13 protein-coding genes are annotated in these 15,221 nt (G+C 46.0%); 8 read left to right on the top strand and 5 right to left on the bottom strand.

Annotated elements, in window-relative coordinates; translation table 11 throughout:
- Nucleotides 1-214: 214 nt before the first annotated feature.
- From hslR to R7F67_RS01935, 4 genes are all read left to right on the top strand, one after another.
- Nucleotides 215-601: a ribosome-associated heat shock protein Hsp15 gene (gene hslR, locus R7F67_RS01920; protein ID WP_005379292.1), complete on the top strand. Its 387-nt coding sequence runs from the start codon at nt 215-217 to the stop codon at nt 599-601.
- Between the two features lie 31 nt (nt 602-632).
- On the top strand, nt 633-1,508 hold the full coding sequence (hslO, locus tag R7F67_RS01925; RefSeq protein ID WP_005379290.1) for an Hsp33 family molecular chaperone HslO: 876 nt from the start codon (nt 633-635) through the stop codon (nt 1,506-1,508).
- A 336-nt stretch (nt 1,509-1,844) separates the two neighbouring features.
- Nucleotides 1,845-3,473, top strand: coding sequence for a phosphoenolpyruvate carboxykinase (ATP) (pckA, locus tag R7F67_RS01930; RefSeq protein WP_005379288.1), 1,629 nt, complete (start codon nt 1,845-1,847; stop codon nt 3,471-3,473).
- Nucleotides 3,474-3,663: 190 nt separating this feature from the next.
- The gene (locus R7F67_RS01935) at nt 3,664-5,784 is read left to right on the top strand and encodes an AsmA family protein (protein ID WP_318056819.1); all 2,121 of its coding nucleotides are present in this window, start codon (nt 3,664-3,666) and stop codon (nt 5,782-5,784) included.
- On the opposite strand, the gene R7F67_RS01940 is transcribed toward R7F67_RS01935, so the two are convergent.
- From R7F67_RS01940 to R7F67_RS01950, 3 genes are all read right to left on the bottom strand, one after another.
- Nucleotides 5,770-6,687, bottom strand: coding sequence for a bifunctional GNAT family N-acetyltransferase/hotdog fold thioesterase (locus R7F67_RS01940; RefSeq protein WP_053307276.1), 918 nt, complete (start codon nt 6,685-6,687; stop codon nt 5,770-5,772). The genes R7F67_RS01935 and R7F67_RS01940 overlap by 15 nt on opposite strands.
- Nucleotides 6,688-6,793: 106 nt before the next feature.
- A complete protein-coding gene (gene dtd, locus R7F67_RS01945; protein WP_005379282.1) occupies nt 6,794-7,228 on the bottom strand; it encodes a D-aminoacyl-tRNA deacylase in 435 nt (144 codons plus the stop codon).
- A complete protein-coding gene (locus R7F67_RS01950; protein WP_005379281.1) occupies nt 7,200-8,144 on the bottom strand; it encodes a virulence factor BrkB family protein in 945 nt (314 codons plus the stop codon). The genes dtd and R7F67_RS01950 overlap by 29 nt, the downstream gene beginning before the upstream one ends.
- A 34-nt stretch (nt 8,145-8,178) precedes the next feature.
- Here R7F67_RS01950 and R7F67_RS01955 point away from each other — a divergent pair, with 34 nt between their 5' ends.
- The gene (locus tag R7F67_RS01955; protein WP_005382972.1) at nt 8,179-8,820 is read left to right on the top strand and encodes a DUF2959 domain-containing protein; all 642 of its coding nucleotides are present in this window, start codon (nt 8,179-8,181) and stop codon (nt 8,818-8,820) included.
- A 31-nt stretch (nt 8,821-8,851) separates the two neighbouring features.
- Here R7F67_RS01955 and R7F67_RS01960 read toward each other — a convergent pair whose 3' ends face one another.
- Complete coding sequence (locus R7F67_RS01960) at nt 8,852-9,394, bottom strand: AAA family ATPase (RefSeq protein WP_005382971.1); 543 nt, start codon at nt 9,392-9,394, stop codon at nt 8,852-8,854.
- A 72-nt stretch (nt 9,395-9,466) separates the two neighbouring features.
- Nucleotides 9,467-11,296 carry a translational GTPase TypA gene (gene typA / locus R7F67_RS01965; protein ID WP_005379276.1) on the bottom strand — a complete coding sequence of 610 codons (1,830 nt, stop codon included), beginning with the start codon at nt 11,294-11,296 and terminating at the stop codon, nt 9,467-9,469.
- Nucleotides 11,297-11,826: 530 nt separating this feature from the next.
- Here typA and glnA point away from each other — a divergent pair.
- The 3 genes from glnA to glnL all read left to right on the top strand — a co-directional run bounded on the left by glnA (nt 11,827) and on the right by glnL (nt 15,192).
- On the top strand, nt 11,827-13,236 hold the full coding sequence (gene glnA, locus R7F67_RS01970) for a glutamate--ammonia ligase (RefSeq protein WP_005379275.1): 1,410 nt from the start codon (nt 11,827-11,829) through the stop codon (nt 13,234-13,236).
- Nucleotides 13,237-13,431: 195 nt separating this feature from the next.
- Nucleotides 13,432-14,013 (top strand): DUF4124 domain-containing protein, encoded by a 582-nt coding sequence (locus tag R7F67_RS01975; RefSeq protein WP_136976535.1) that lies wholly within the window; start codon nt 13,432-13,434, stop codon nt 14,011-14,013.
- Between the two features lie 132 nt (nt 14,014-14,145).
- Nucleotides 14,146-15,192: a nitrogen regulation protein NR(II) gene (gene glnL, locus R7F67_RS01980; protein ID WP_017821940.1), complete on the top strand. Its 1,047-nt coding sequence runs from the start codon at nt 14,146-14,148 to the stop codon at nt 15,190-15,192.
- Nucleotides 15,193-15,221: the final 29 nt, after the last annotated feature.

The raw sequence follows: 15,221 nt of genomic DNA on the forward strand, positions 1-15,221 counted from the left end.
ATAACGATAGCTATCGACTTTAAATTGCTAACTTTGCAATAAAATTGTTACTCAACAAAGAGCAGTGAACTATATCACAAGTTGTCTTTCATACCTTTTTCTTATGCAGTTTTTGCCAACTCCCTTGAAAAAAATACGCCTTGACTCCATCTGTAGGTGAATAATCCATCACTCATTGCCGTATTCGGGCAGTGATTAGATAGCGTAGTGTTCTATGAGTTCCCTAAATGAAGCCGTTAGGCTAGATAAATGGCTATGGGCCGCAAGATTTTACAAAACCCGCTCCATCGCGCGTAACATGGTCGATGGCGGTAAAGTCCACTATAATGGCCAACGAAGCAAGCCGAGTAAAATCGTTGAAGTGGGCGCTGAAGTCAGACTTCGTCAAGGCAACGAAGAAAAAATCGTGATCATCGAACAAATCTCAGATCAACGCCGAGGCGCTCCCATCGCACAAACCTTATATCGCGAAACCAATGAGAGTATCGCGAAACGTGAGGAACACGCGACTCAACGTAAGCTTAATGCCCACAACCCAAGTCCGGAACGCCGCCCAGATAAAAAGCAGCGCCGAGACATCATTAAGTTCAAACACCAATAAAAGCCGGAATTACCAACGAGGAAAGCACTCCATGGCAAATAATGTTTTAAACCGCTACCTATTCGAAGATCTTTCAGTACGTGGCGAGTTGGTACAATTGGATGAAGCGTACCAACGTGTTATCTCCAGCAAGGAATATCCGGCAGCAATAGAGAAACTGCTGGGTGAGCTACTCGTTTCAACTACTCTTTTAACTGCCACTCTTAAGTTCGAAGGTTCGATCACCATCCAGCTACAAGGCGACGGTCCTGTGTCTCTTGCCGTTATCAACGGTGACCATAACCAACGTGTTCGTGGCGTAGCTCGCTGGGAAGGCGATGTTGCCGATGACGCAAATATTCACGATCTAATGGGTAAGGGCTACCTTGTGATCACCATCGAACCGAAAAACGGCGAGCGTTACCAAGGCGTCGTTGGATTAGAAGGTGACACTTTAGCAGAAGTGCTAGAAGGCTACTTTGCAAACTCAGAGCAGTTAAAAACGCGCCTATGGATCCGCACTGGTGAGCATGAAGGCAAAGCACACGCAGCAGGTATGTTGATTCAAGTGATCCCTGACGGCACTGGCTCTCCAGATGATTTCGAACATCTAGAGCAGCTCACTGACACAGTAAAAGATGAAGAATTGTTTGGTTTAGAAGCGAACGAGTTATTGTATCGACTATATAACCAAGACAAAGTACGTCTGTACGAGCCGCAACCTGTCGAGTTCCATTGTGGCTGTTCTCGTGAGCGTAGCGGTGCAGCAATCATCACCGTTGAGAAAGCTGAAATTTATGACATTTTGGCAGAAGTTGGATCAGTTTCTTTACATTGTGATTACTGTGGCACAACTTATACGTTCGACGAATCTGAAGTCACTGAACTGTATGCACAAGCTTCTACGGACAAGAAAACCCTGCATTAATTTACATAGCTTATCAAGCACGTAATTTACCCTACAAAAGGCCAGCTTAATGCTGACCTTTTTGTGATCAACCCCTCGTAATAACTAGCCTCAAGCGTAATAAAACAACTGCTTAATTTTAAACAATTAATAATGATTTTGCCCTAGCGCAAAGGATTGCGTGCACGATAGACTATTCCCACCAATATGTGACGGGTTACCTAAAACCTTATTGAAATCATGGGCAAATTTTGAGCTATCTCCCTGTTTTCTCCCCGCCCCGTTGCTAGCATGGTGAGCAGATTAAAATTAAAACATTCTTACAAAATCCCTACAAAATCCTTATAAGGAGCACCTATGACCGTTATGGAACATACTAAGGCTGCAACACTTGATCTAACCAAGCACGGACTGCATAACGTAAAAGAGGTTATTCGCAACCCAAGCTACGAAATGTTGTTTGAGGAAGAAACGCGTGAAGACCTAACCGGTTATGAGCGCGGCGTGGTTACTGAACTAGGTGCGGTTGCCGTTGACACTGGCATCTTTACTGGTCGCTCACCAAAAGATAAATACATCGTCAAAGACGCTACGACAGAAGAACATATGTGGTGGACGTCTGATCAAGTGAAAAATGATAACAAGCCAATCACTCCTGAAGTGTGGGACGAGCTAAAAGAACTGGTCACAAACCAGCTTTCTAACAAACGCTTGTTTGTTGTTGACGGTTACTGTGGTGCAAACCCAGATACACGTTTGAGCATTCGTGTTATCACAGAAGTCGCATGGCAAGCGCACTTCGTTAAAAACATGTTTATTCGCCCGACGGAAGAAGAGTTAGCGACATTTGAACCAGACTTCGTGGTAATGAATGGCGCAAAATGCACTAATCCAAAATGGGAAGAGCAAGGCCTGAACTCAGAAAACTTCACCGTATTTAACCTAACTGAGCGCATGCAACTTATCGGTGGTACTTGGTACGGTGGTGAAATGAAGAAAGGTATGTTCGCGATGATGAACTACTTCCTTCCACTAAAAGACATCGCATCAATGCACTGTAGCGCTAACATGGGCAAAGATGGCGATGTAGCGGTATTCTTCGGTCTATCTGGTACGGGTAAAACGACCCTGTCGACTGATCCTAAACGTGCGCTAATTGGTGATGATGAGCACGGCTGGGATGATGACGGTGTCTTCAACTTCGAAGGTGGTTGTTACGCAAAAACCATCAAACTTTCTAAAGAAGCGGAGCCGGACATCTACAACGCAATTCGTCGTGATGCACTGCTAGAAAACGTAACAGTACGTGGCGATGGCTCTATCGACTTTGATGATGGTTCGAAAACAGAAAACACACGTGTTTCTTACCCTATCTACCATATCGATAATATCGTTAAGCCAGTATCAAAAGGCGGTCACGCGAATAAAGTGATCTTCCTATCAGCCGATGCATTTGGCGTACTGCCTCCAGTATCTAAATTGACACCTGAGCAAACTAAGTACCACTTCCTGTCTGGCTTTACCGCCAAACTAGCGGGAACAGAGCGCGGTATTACTGAGCCAACACCAACTTTCTCTGCTTGTTTCGGCGCGGCGTTCCTAACGCTCCACCCAACAAAATACGCGGAAGTACTGGTAAAACGCATGGAAGCAGCGGGCGCTGAGGCTTACCTAGTGAATACTGGTTGGAACGGCACTGGCAAACGTATCTCTATTCAAGATACACGCGGAATTATTGATGCCATTCTTGATGGTTCGATTGAAGAAGCACCAACTAAGCACATTCCAATCTTCAACCTTGAAGTACCAACGTCACTACCAGGTGTGGATCCTAGCATTCTAGACCCTCGCGACACGTACGTTGACCCACTTCAGTGGGAAAGCAAAGCGAAAGATTTAGCAGCGCGCTTTATCAATAACTTTGATAAATACACAGACAACGCTGAAGGTAAATCCCTGGTTGCGGCTGGTCCTCAGATTGATTAAATCGAGTAACAGCGACGTCGCGTAAACGCAGTGAAAAGTTGGCATTAACTTATCACCTTTACGTAGGCCAAGTTACAAAAATTGCTTCAAGCCCCTCTTTTGAGGGGCTTTTTATTGAATACCACAGAATATTGATACAAGCTAAAGCCTATCTAGTTTTATTTCATAACACACGTAGGTTCTAGCAAAGATGAAAACAGCGCGTCGAGTTCTACTTCTGTTACTGGTTATCTTAGTTGCCATTCCAGCCGCTACGATTGCGCTGCTAACAACATCTTACGCGGACGCAACCTGGCGCTTGCTGTCAAACACCTTTTCTCTTCCCTTCCGGGCCGGAAGCGTGCGTTATGGCTTTCCCTATCACCTAACTTTACAACGCGTAAACACCAGCGGAGACGATGCGTCTTACATCGATCAAGTCGATTTATGGATGAATCCCGATGTTTATCGCGATGGTAAATGGATCGTTGATAGTTTATTGATTGATGGTATGAGCTTGCAGTATGGCGCACCAAAGCTCCCACCTTTAGATAACGTTTTATTCCATCAAATCGCGCTCAAAAATATTGATTACGCCGACGAGCAGTTCTCTGCCAATGGCATTGACCTTCAAATTCAATCACCACAATGGAATGGTCAATTAATACCATATGGCGAAGTTCAACTTGCAGCTGACCAACTCTATTGGAATGGCGAAGCCTTTAATCAAGTCTTAGTCGATATAGACTACAAACCGCAAGACAGTACGCTTTATGGCACCTCTTTTAACTGGCGTAACAGTCAAATATCTGGGCAAGGGGAGCAGTATCCTCAAGGCTGGTCTTTAGTAAATGTGACCATCAACAAGCTGAAACTGAGTAATACGCAGCGCCAATCACTGCTTGCAAAACCTTGGCACGATCTACCATTTAACATTAATCATATTAATAGCTTAGATTTGCTTAACGCCGATATTGAATGGGGCGACTGGCACTGGCAGAACTTGGATCTTTCTGTGGAAAACGCCACACTGCCACTGTCTCTCTGGAAGACAAAAGCTCAAGTGTCATTGCAGGCGGATAGCGTTCGATTCCAGCAGCAAACCGCAATAGAGCCACGTTTGAGTGCCGCTATCGAGCCAGGAGTAATCCAGCTCAACGAGCTCAGTTTAGATTGGCAGCAAGGTCGAGTGCAAGTTTCTGGATTGTTCACGCCAACACAATGGAAGCTCAAAGAAGCCTCTATTCAAGGCCTCAAGTGGGCAACACAGCCAGAAGACAACCTAAATTGGTGGCACGCCGCCACCAGCGAGTTAGAGCATGTTGCAATCGAACGACTCGACATTGAGCGCAGCCAAATTATCCAGCTATCTCACGAACCTTATTGGCAACTTTCCGGTTTAAATATCGAAGGACAACAGCTTGATATTAAACAGTCGGCTCAACGTTGGGGCCTTTGGCAAGGCGAATTGGAAGTCAGCGTTGTCAACGCCAGCTATGACCAAATACTCACGTCTCACGCAGCACTTGCCATGCAAAGCAAAGATGGCTTTTGGCAATTGACTCGCCTTTTTGCGCCACTCGAGGAAGGCTACGTAGAAGGCATCGGACAGATAGATTTGAGTACCCCAAGCCAACCTTGGGCGCTCAACGTCAATGCTGATGGTATTCCCTTATCGCTCTTCCACGATTATTTTTTACCCGACACACTGGCTATTGATGGTTTTTCCGATCTTAGCCTCGATCTACAAGGGTTATCAGGTGATCGCAACATGCTGGCCTACAGCTTATCGGGTGAAGTGGAAGCCAATCTCCGAGATACCCACTTGAAGTCCCAAGCGGATCATTCGCTCAAAGCCATTACCTTAAGTCCACTGCGTTTAAGCGCGCAACGAGGGGAAGTTGCCATAAAGCCGGTCACAATTTCAGGAAAAGCCATAAGTGGTAAGGTTTGGGGAACATTTGATATGGCCAACAACCCGCTAAGTGGCATTACTTATCAATTGGAAGAGTCGTGCGGAAACATTGAAGGCGATCTACTAAGTGGTGAAACCCACCGTAATGAGTGCGTGAACGCATCAAAACTGGCCGAGCCTACTGATATTGAGACTCCACAGAAAAATGATCCTTCCATCAAGCAGCCAATCGTGATTGATAACATCAATTTGGAGACTCAAGAGGAAGAGCTTTACGAAGAAATTATCGAAGAAGATGAAGTACCCAACACGCATTCCGCAGCAAAAGAACAAATCCTCTCACCGACAGAGCAAGAAGGTGAAACAGATAAGCGCCCAGCAGGTCAGTCGGCGCTTAACCCATCAGCAACTGAGTAACTGCGAGTAGTTCGGTATCAGCATATAGGTACCGACAAAATCCACAGCTGGCGTGTCACCACTATAAATCACTACGTGAATAACGATGCGTGCTTTGCGTCCCGACTCCAATCGGTCTAGGTCACCACTGATCCCATCCAACGAAGTACTCGCCACGGGGTTTTGTTCGACTGGTTGACGATAACGAATCGAGCTGTCGGCCAACACAATATCACCGTGCAGCCCACGCTCTTTAAGCAGCAGCCACGTCATCCCCCACCCTGTCAGGGTTGCTAAGGTAAAAGCTGACCCGGCGAACATGGTGTTATGGGGATTAAGGTTAGGATTAAGCTGCGCACAGCATTCAAACTGGTAACCCGTGTACTGGTTAATTTTGATCCCCATTTTGTCGCTAATTGGGATTTGTTGCTCCCAGCGCTGTTGAAGCTCAGTACACCATTCAGGGCGACGTAACACATTGGCCATCGGATCCAGTTGCTTCACCATTTGCTGATGGCGCACAGGGCCACGCTCATCGGTCAGTTCGCCTCGACGCTCAAAGCCATTTTTTTCATAAAAGGCGATGGCATCTTCACGGGCATTACACACCAAGCGTTTCGCTCCTTCTTGGCGCGCTAACGACTCTAGTGCAACCAAAACCAGCGAACCCATCCCTTTGCTACGGCGATTATTTTTAACCGCCATATAGCGGATCTGGCCATCATTGTCCGGCGTAATGTATAAACGGCCAATCGCCATAGGACGACCTCGACCATCAACAATCATGCGGTGATGGCTCATTTCGTCGTATTCATCGCGCTCAGAGCCGACCGGCATACGCCATGGCTCACGAAGCAGTTGCCAGCGAAACTGATAATACTTGTTTATCTGATTATCGGTTTTGGGAGTAATGAGTTTGAACATATCAATCCTTTGAAAGCACAACACTAATCAGTGTCGGAAAAATTACTCCAAGCCAATTCCATGAGCTTGGAGTTAAAGCTTAGACTATGGCGCCTGTGTTACCAGATTAGACCTGCAACCAAAACGTCACTGGACCGTCATTCACCAAGGACACTTTCATATCGGCAGCGAAGCGGCCACGCTGTGTGGGTAAGACTTCTTCACACAAGTCAGAAAAGTAATCATACAAGCGCTCTGCATCAACAGGATGCGCACCGCGAGAAAAGCCAGCTCGCGTGCCTTTTTTTGTATCCGCAGGCAGCGTAAATTGAGAAACCACCAGCACTTTACCTTCCACCTGTTTAACGTTTAGGTTCATCTTGCCTTCGTCATCTTCGAACACACGGTAGGTTGTAACACGCTCCATTAAACGCTTTGCTTTAGCTTCATCGTCGTCCTTCTCTACGCCCAATAAGACCAGCAGACCACGATCAATTTCTCCTACGACTTCACCATCCACACGGACGGCTGCTTCACTGACTCGTTGAATTAGCGCTATCACTACTCTCGCTTCCTTCATCTGTTAACTGAGATTCAGCGGTCGAGTGTATCATGTCTAAATCTTCACTCCAGTGCTCTCGCTCACCAAGCGCAGCCGTAACTTCCGCCCCCAATAACACGATCATCCAGCATAAATACACCCAAACAAATAAGATAGGAATCGCCGCTAACGCGCCGTAGATGAGCTGATAAGACGGAAACTGAGTGATGTAGAGTGCAAAGCCTTTTTTACTCAACTCGAACAGTATCGCGGCGACTGCTGCCCCCATGGCACCATGAGCGAGGTGTACTTTTTTATTCGGCACTAGAATATACAAGCCAAGAAAAGCAAAAAAGGACAGCAACAACGGTAGCCAACGCAGAAATAGATTAAACGCACCAGATAATGTCTCATTCTCTAAAATTTGCAGCGAAGTCACGTACGACGTCGCCGCAATACTCGCACCGACCATGATCGGCCCTAACGTGAGTACCATCCAATACATAGAGAATGAAAAGACTAAACGGCGCTTGTCTTTAACTCGCCAAATGTAGTTTAAGTTCTTATCAATGTTGGAAATCAGCATGACCGCTGCGATGAATAAAAACCCACCGCCAACCGCGCTCATTTTGCCCGTATTCGCCACAAATTCCTGTAATGCCGTATGTACAGCTTCTCCAGAAGCTGGCACAAAATTCTCAATAATGTAGCCTTGCAGCACCTCACCAACGTTCGCAAAAACGGGAAATTTCGACAATATTGATAACAATACCGTCAGCATTGGCACGATGGATAACAAGGTAATGTAGGCAAGATAGCCCGCGTTCACATTCACACGGTCATGCGTTAATCGCTTAAGAAGATACTTAAAAAACGCGACGCAACTTGGCAGTAGATTGATTAATCTCGCCTTGTAACTCTCTGATAACTGGTTCATAGTTCATCCCATAATTAGCGCCGAGGACATAAGAATGCCTTATTTATTAGCAATTGTACTATCAATTTTCACTTTAACAGGGTGTCAATCTGCTTATTACTCAGCAATGGAGCAGGTTGGGTATCATAAACGAGATATTATGGTCGACCGCGTCGAAGATGCCAAAGAATCTCAACAAGATGCACAAGAAGAATTCACCAGTGCACTTGAAGCCTTGTCTGCGATCACCAACTTTGATGGTGGTGAGCTAGAAAATGTCTACAACAACATCAATGACAAATACGAAGATAGCGAAAAAGCGGCTCAAGACGTACGTGACCGTATTGCTGCGATTGAAGACGTATCCGGCGCACTGTTTGATGAGTGGCAAGATGAGCTAGAGCTGTACTCGAGTGCGAAACTGCGTCGTTCAAGCGAGCAAAAACTACGTGAAACCAAAGCCTCGTACAAAACCATGCTTAGCGCTATGAAGCGTGCAGAGAAAAAGATGACACCGGTACTGGATACGCTACGTGACAACACGTTGTACTTAAAACACAACCTTAACGCCAGTGCGATTGGTTCTTTGCAAGGTGAGTTCTCTAGCTTAGAGAAAGACATTCAGTTTGCGATCAAACAAATGAACGAAGCGATTGCAGAGTCCGATAAATTCCTACAAAAGCTCAATCAAAAGTAAATGATTTAGACCTCCTCCTAGTGAGGAGGTTTTAGTCGGCGACCTTACCGAGTAAACCGATGACTCTTCGAACAAAGCCTACTCTCTCTGGCACAGTTCCCCATGGTACTTCTATCACTTCATAACCCAACTCAGTATAGACACTCACTAACGACTGATGAATCTCCAATGCTTCTTCAAAGCTGTGCGGACGCACTTCATCTTGTACGTAAATGGATGCTTCAGGTCGACAAGTAAACACCTGACTATGGTACCCAGCGCTTTCGGTTAAGAAAGCTTGGTCAACCTTACAGCCGCCCACTTGTAGGTATGCAATGATGTCGGGGATGGCGCGATCAACAAACGCAACATCATGACAACGCGCATCACTCTTTTGTTTGTCCATCAACCCAAGGCATAACTTGGCAAACTCAGGTAAATTCGTCCACGGCAAAATACCATTTTCTAACTGGCTTTGCTGCTCAATCAAATCACGAGATCCTTCAGGAAACGTGGCGTAACCACACGCGTCTAGCGCATTCAGCAGTGTTGTTTTTCCCGCACCAGGCCCACCGGTGATAATAATCGGGTTCATATTCAACTCCAGAAAACAAAAAGCCCCGAGCATAACTCGAGGCTTCTTCTTAATTGAATCGCTTAACGAAAATTATTTCGCGCCACGAGAAGCACGCTTACGGTCGCTTTCCGTTAGGAACTTCTTACGGATACGGATGCTTTCAGGCGTTACTTCTACTAGCTCATCGTCATCGATGAATTCTAGTGCTTGCTCAAGAGTCATCTTGATTGGCGGAGTAAGAACCTGTGCGTCATCGGTACCAGATGCACGAACGTTGGTTAGCTGCTTACCTTTCAGTGCGTTTACCGTTAGGTCGTTGTCACGGCTGTGAATACCGATAACCATACCTTCGTAAACTTCAACACCGTGACCGATAAATAGACGACCACGCTCTTGAAGGTTGAACAGTGCGTTAGTTAGCGCTTTACCCATCGCGTTCGCGATTAGTACACCGTTTACACGTTGACCGATGTTACCGCCTTTGTGCGGGCCGTAGTGATCAAACGTATGGTAAAGAAGACCTGAACCTGAAGTCAGTGTCATGAATTCCGTTTGGAAACCGATCAGACCACGTGATGGCATAACGAAGTCCATACGCACACGACCTTTACCGTCTGGAGACATGTCTTTCAGCTCACCTTTACGTAGGCCGATGTTCTCCATGATGCCGCCTTGGTGCTCTTCCATTACGTCGATAGTTACCGTTTCGAACGGTTCCATCAACTGACCATCTTCTTCTTTGATGATTACTTCTGGACGAGATACTGCTAGCTCAAAGCCTTCACGACGCATGTTTTCGATCAGGATAGAAAGGTGAAGTTCACCACGACCTGATACGCGGAATTTATCTGGATCGTCTGTTTGCTCAACGCGTAGTGCAACGTTGTGTACCAATTCCTTCTCAAGACGCTCAAGGATGTTACGTGACGTTACGAACTTACCTTCTTTACCCGCGAATGGAGACGTGTTTACTTGGAACGTCATCGTTACTGTTGGTTCATCAACAGACAATGGTGGTAATGCTTCTACTGCGTTTTGTGCACAGATAGTGTCAGAAATTTTCAGCTCGCCAAGACCAGTGATTGCGATGATATCACCCGCGTTAGCTTGTTCCACTTCGTGACGCTCTAGGCCAAGGTAGCCCATTACTGTACCCACTTTACCGTTGCGAGTTTTACCGTCAGCACCAATAATGGTTACCTGCTGGTTTGGTTTAACGCTACCACGAGTTACGCGAGCCACGCCGATAACACCAACGTAAGAGCTGTAGTCTAGCTGAGAAACTTGCATCTGTAGTGGACCATCAAGGTCAACATTTGGCGCGTCAACAACATCAACGATAGTTTGGAATAATGGTTCCATGTTCTCGCCAGTTTCGCCTTCTTCTAGAGAAGCCCAACCGTTAAGTGCTGATGCGTAAACTACTTTAAAGTCTAGCTGGTCATCAGTTGCACCTAGGTTGTCGAATAGATCGAACACTTGGTCCATAACCCAATCAGGACGTGCACCAGGGCGGTCAATCTTGTTGATTACAACGATTGGTTTTAGACCGTGAGCAAACGCTTTTTGTGTTACGAAACGCGTTTGAGGCATTGGACCATCAACAGCGTCAACGATAAGTAGTACAGAGTCTACCATCGACATGATACGCTCAACTTCACCACCGAAGTCCGCGTGTCCCGGAGTATCTACGATGTTGATACGGTAATCGTTCCAGTCGATTGCTGTGTTTTTAGCAAGAATGGTAATACCGCGCTCTTTCTCGATGTCGTTCGAGTCCATGACTCGCTCTTCAGCTTCACCGCGAGACTCAAGCGTGCCTGATTGTTGTAGCAGCTTGTCAACCAACGTCGTTTTACCGTGGTCAACGTGCGCGATGATCGCGATATTTCTTAATTTATCAATCTGTGGAGTAGCCATGGATATTGATTCACTTAGATAGATGAAATGCCCCCACGCTGAGAACGGGTGCTCTCTGGCGACATTTGCTGATTAAAAAAACGGCCATAATGTACCAGATTTTAGCAAAAAGCCTAGAAATATGTGATCTACTCCCGAGCATTTCTGCGATTTTTACGCTTAATGCCCATTTTCTTCCTCAGAACGAATTGATTAAACGCAACTTTATTCTAATCGATGCATAATTCAAATTGACTCTTGCTCAAAAAATGGGCTGAATACGCAATGTACCTGTCACATTATGGTGCAACAATGATTTTTGGCACCATAATAGTGCAAGCAAAGATCATTTTGGTGCAAGCAAGTGCACCAAACTAGCATTCAAAAACACAATTGCTTGAAATTAATGGAATATTTTTTTTGGCACGGTTTTGGCTTTAGTTAAAACAGCATCGATTAATGAAAAGTCAAATTGATTAATCAATGCCAGGTTTCATGAATAATTCATAAATCGAGCTTTTACCGCTTATTAACACTGGAGGTTATCCAAGATGTCAGTAGAAAACGTTCTATCGCTGATCCAAGAAAACGAAGTTAAGTTTGTTGACCTACGCTTCACTGATACAAAAGGTAAAGAGCAGCACATTTCGATCCCTGCTCACCAAATCGACGCAGACTTCTTCGAAGAAGGTAAAATGTTCGATGGTTCATCAGTTGCTGGCTGGAAAGGTATCAACGAATCAGACATGGTAATGATGCCTGACGCATCTTCTGCTGTGCTTGACCCATTCACGGAAGACGCAACACTAAATATCCGTTGTGACATCTTAGAGCCTGCAACAATGCAAGGCTACGACCGTGACCCACGCTCTATCGCAAAACGCGCTGAAGACTTCATGCGTTCTACAGGTGTTGCAGATACTGTACTTATCGGTCCTGAGCCAGAATTCTTCCTATTTGATGACGTGAAGTTCTCGACAGACATGTCAGGCTCTTTCTTCAAGATCGACGATGTAGAAGCAGCATGGAACACAGGTTCTGACTACGAAGAAGGTAACAAAGGTCACCGTCCAGGCGTTAAAGGTGGTTACTTCCCAGTAGCTCCAGTAGATTCATCTCAAGACATCCGTTCTGCTATGTGTCTAGTAATGGAAGAGATGGGTCTTGTTGTTGAAGCGCACCACCACGAAGTGGCAACGGCGGGTCAAAACGAAATCGCAACTCGTTTCAACACGCTAACAACCAAAGCTGACGAAATCCAAATCTACAAGTACGTTGTACACAACGTTGCTCACGCGTTTGGTAAAACAGCGACGTTTATGCCTAAACCACTTGTTGGCGACAACGGCAGCGGTATGCACGTTCACCAGTCTCTAGCAAAAGATGGCGTAAACCTATTTGCTGGTGACAAGTACGGCGGTCTATCTGAAATGGCGCTTTACTACATCGGTGGTATCATCAAACACGCTCGTGCAATCAACGCATTCGCTAACCCATCAACAAACTCGTACAAACGTCTTGTACCAGGCTTCGAAGCACCAGTAATGCTAGCTTACTCAGCGCGTAACCGCTCTGCTTCAATCCGTATCCCAGTGGTACCAAGCCCGAAAGCACGTCGTATCGAAGTTCGTTTCGGTGACCCAGCGGCGAACCCATACCTATGTTTCGCAGCAATGCTTATGGCTGGTCTTGACGGTATCAAGAATAAGATCCACCCAGGCGAAGCGATGGATAAAGACCTTTACGATCTTCCAGCTGAAGAAGCAGCAGAAATCCCAACTGTTGCATACTCACTAAAAGACGCGCTAGCAGAGCTAGATGCTGATCGTGAGTTCTTAACAGCGGGCGGCGTATTCTCTGACGACTTCATCGATTCATACATCGACCTTAAGTCTCAGGACGTAGAGCGTGTAAACATGACAACTCACCCTGTTGAGTTCGAACTTTACTACTCTGTGTAAGGTCGACACTGTGTAAAATGTAAACACAGCAATAAAATATTAGGCTCGCCTCGCAGGCGGGCCTTTTTTGTATTCGCCACTCAAGCTTCGACGTTTAACATGAGGGGATAATAAAAATACGCTTAGAATTTTTCCTTACAGGTCAAAGAGCTAAGCCATTGAAACGTGAAATCATCGAACAAGAGAAGGTGAGCAATGAAAGTTCAGCTTATTCCATCACTGTGTGCACTCAGCGGATTGTTAATCGCCTCTATCGCCTTCGCGCAGGTCGCGTATACGTGGGTAGATGAAAATGGCGTGGTTCACTTTAGTGATACGCCAAACAAAGGAGCAAAAGCGATCGCACTGCCAAACCTTGAAGCCAGCGCACCAGCTCCTGAGGTAGAAAGTACTGAATCGCTCGCACCTCAGACTACGCCATCTACTGCATCACAAAACAAGCCAGAGAAAACAACCGAGAAGCCTCTTCCATTAGAACTTTCAATGCAGACCCCCAAGCACAACGAGACCATCCGCAGCAATCGAGGCATCATCAATATTCAATTAGAAACCAATCGCAAGCTTGGTATCGGTGAGCAATTGCAATTGTTACTCGATGGAAAACCTTATGGTGCACCACAAAACCATATAGTGTGGCAGTTAAACAATATTGACCGAGGCACTCACACACTTGCTGTGCACGCGAAAAGAAGCGGCAAGCTTATTGCATCTACTAGCCCTATAACGGTGCATTTACATAGAGCAAGTGTTAAGCCGACCGTAAAAGGGGCAAAATAGAATATCTGGTGAAAAAAATCACATCACAGCGATGCTTTTCACTTTTTCTTCTAAGATTTATTCGCCATACTTAACGTTCAATTGCACCATTATTGTGCATCGCACAATCTTAAAGCAAAACAAGGACGTAATGTGGATACCAGTCTTCCTAGTGCCATTCTCAACAATATGGTGACAGCAACGCTGATTCTTGATGATGGATTGGCCATCCGTTATGCCAATCCGGCTGCCGAATTGCTGTTTTCTCAAAGCGCCAAACGAATTATTGAACAATCACTTTCTCAATTGATTCAGCATGCGTCGCTGGATCTCGCGCTGCTCACTCAACCGTTGCAAAGTGGCCAAAGCATCACCGACAGTGACGTCACTTTCGTTGTTGATGGCCGCCCTTTAATGCTAGAGGTGACGGTTAGCCCTATCACTTGGCAAAAGCAGTTGATGCTTCTGGTCGAGATGCGCAAAATTGATCAGCAGCGCCGACTCTCTCAAGAACTGAACCAACACGCCCAACAACAAGCAGCGAAGCTGTTAGTCCGAGGGCTTGCACATGAGATTAAAAATCCGCTTGGCGGCTTACGCGGTGCGGCGCAATTGCTAGAAAAAATGCTGCCAGAGCCCTCTCTCACCGAATATACACACATCATCATTGAGCAAGCAGACCGTTTAAGGGCGCTCGTGGATCGATTACTAGGACCGCAGAAGCCAGGTAAGAAGACACAAGAGAATCTGCACCAAATTCTTGAAAAGGTTCGCCAGCTGGTTGAATTAGAGTCACAACGCTCAATCATCATTGAACGAGATTATGACCCAAGCTTGCCAGAGATTTTGATGGATACAGACCAAATCGAACAGGCAATGCTTAATATCGTCAGCAACGCCGCACAAATTCTTAGCCATCAAGAACACGGGAAAATAACCATTCGCACCAGAACGGTGCATCAAGCCAATATTCACGGCAAACGCTGTAAACTCGCTGCTCGTGTCGAAATCACAGACAACGGCCCAGGTATTCCACCGGAACTACAAGACACGCTGTTCTATCCCATGGTCAGTGGCCGCGAGGGAGGAACTGGATTAGGGCTATCTATTTCGCAAAATTTGATCGACCAGCACAATGGAAAAATAGACGTAGAAAGCTGGCCTGGTCACACAACATTTACTATTTATCTGCCGATCTGATTGCGCTAATGGACTTCAAGTCGCGTCAG

It is taken from the genome of Vibrio sp. YT-17 (assembly GCF_033337375.1).
GTDB classification, from domain to species: domain Bacteria; phylum Pseudomonadota; class Gammaproteobacteria; order Enterobacterales; family Vibrionaceae; genus Vibrio; species Vibrio alginolyticus.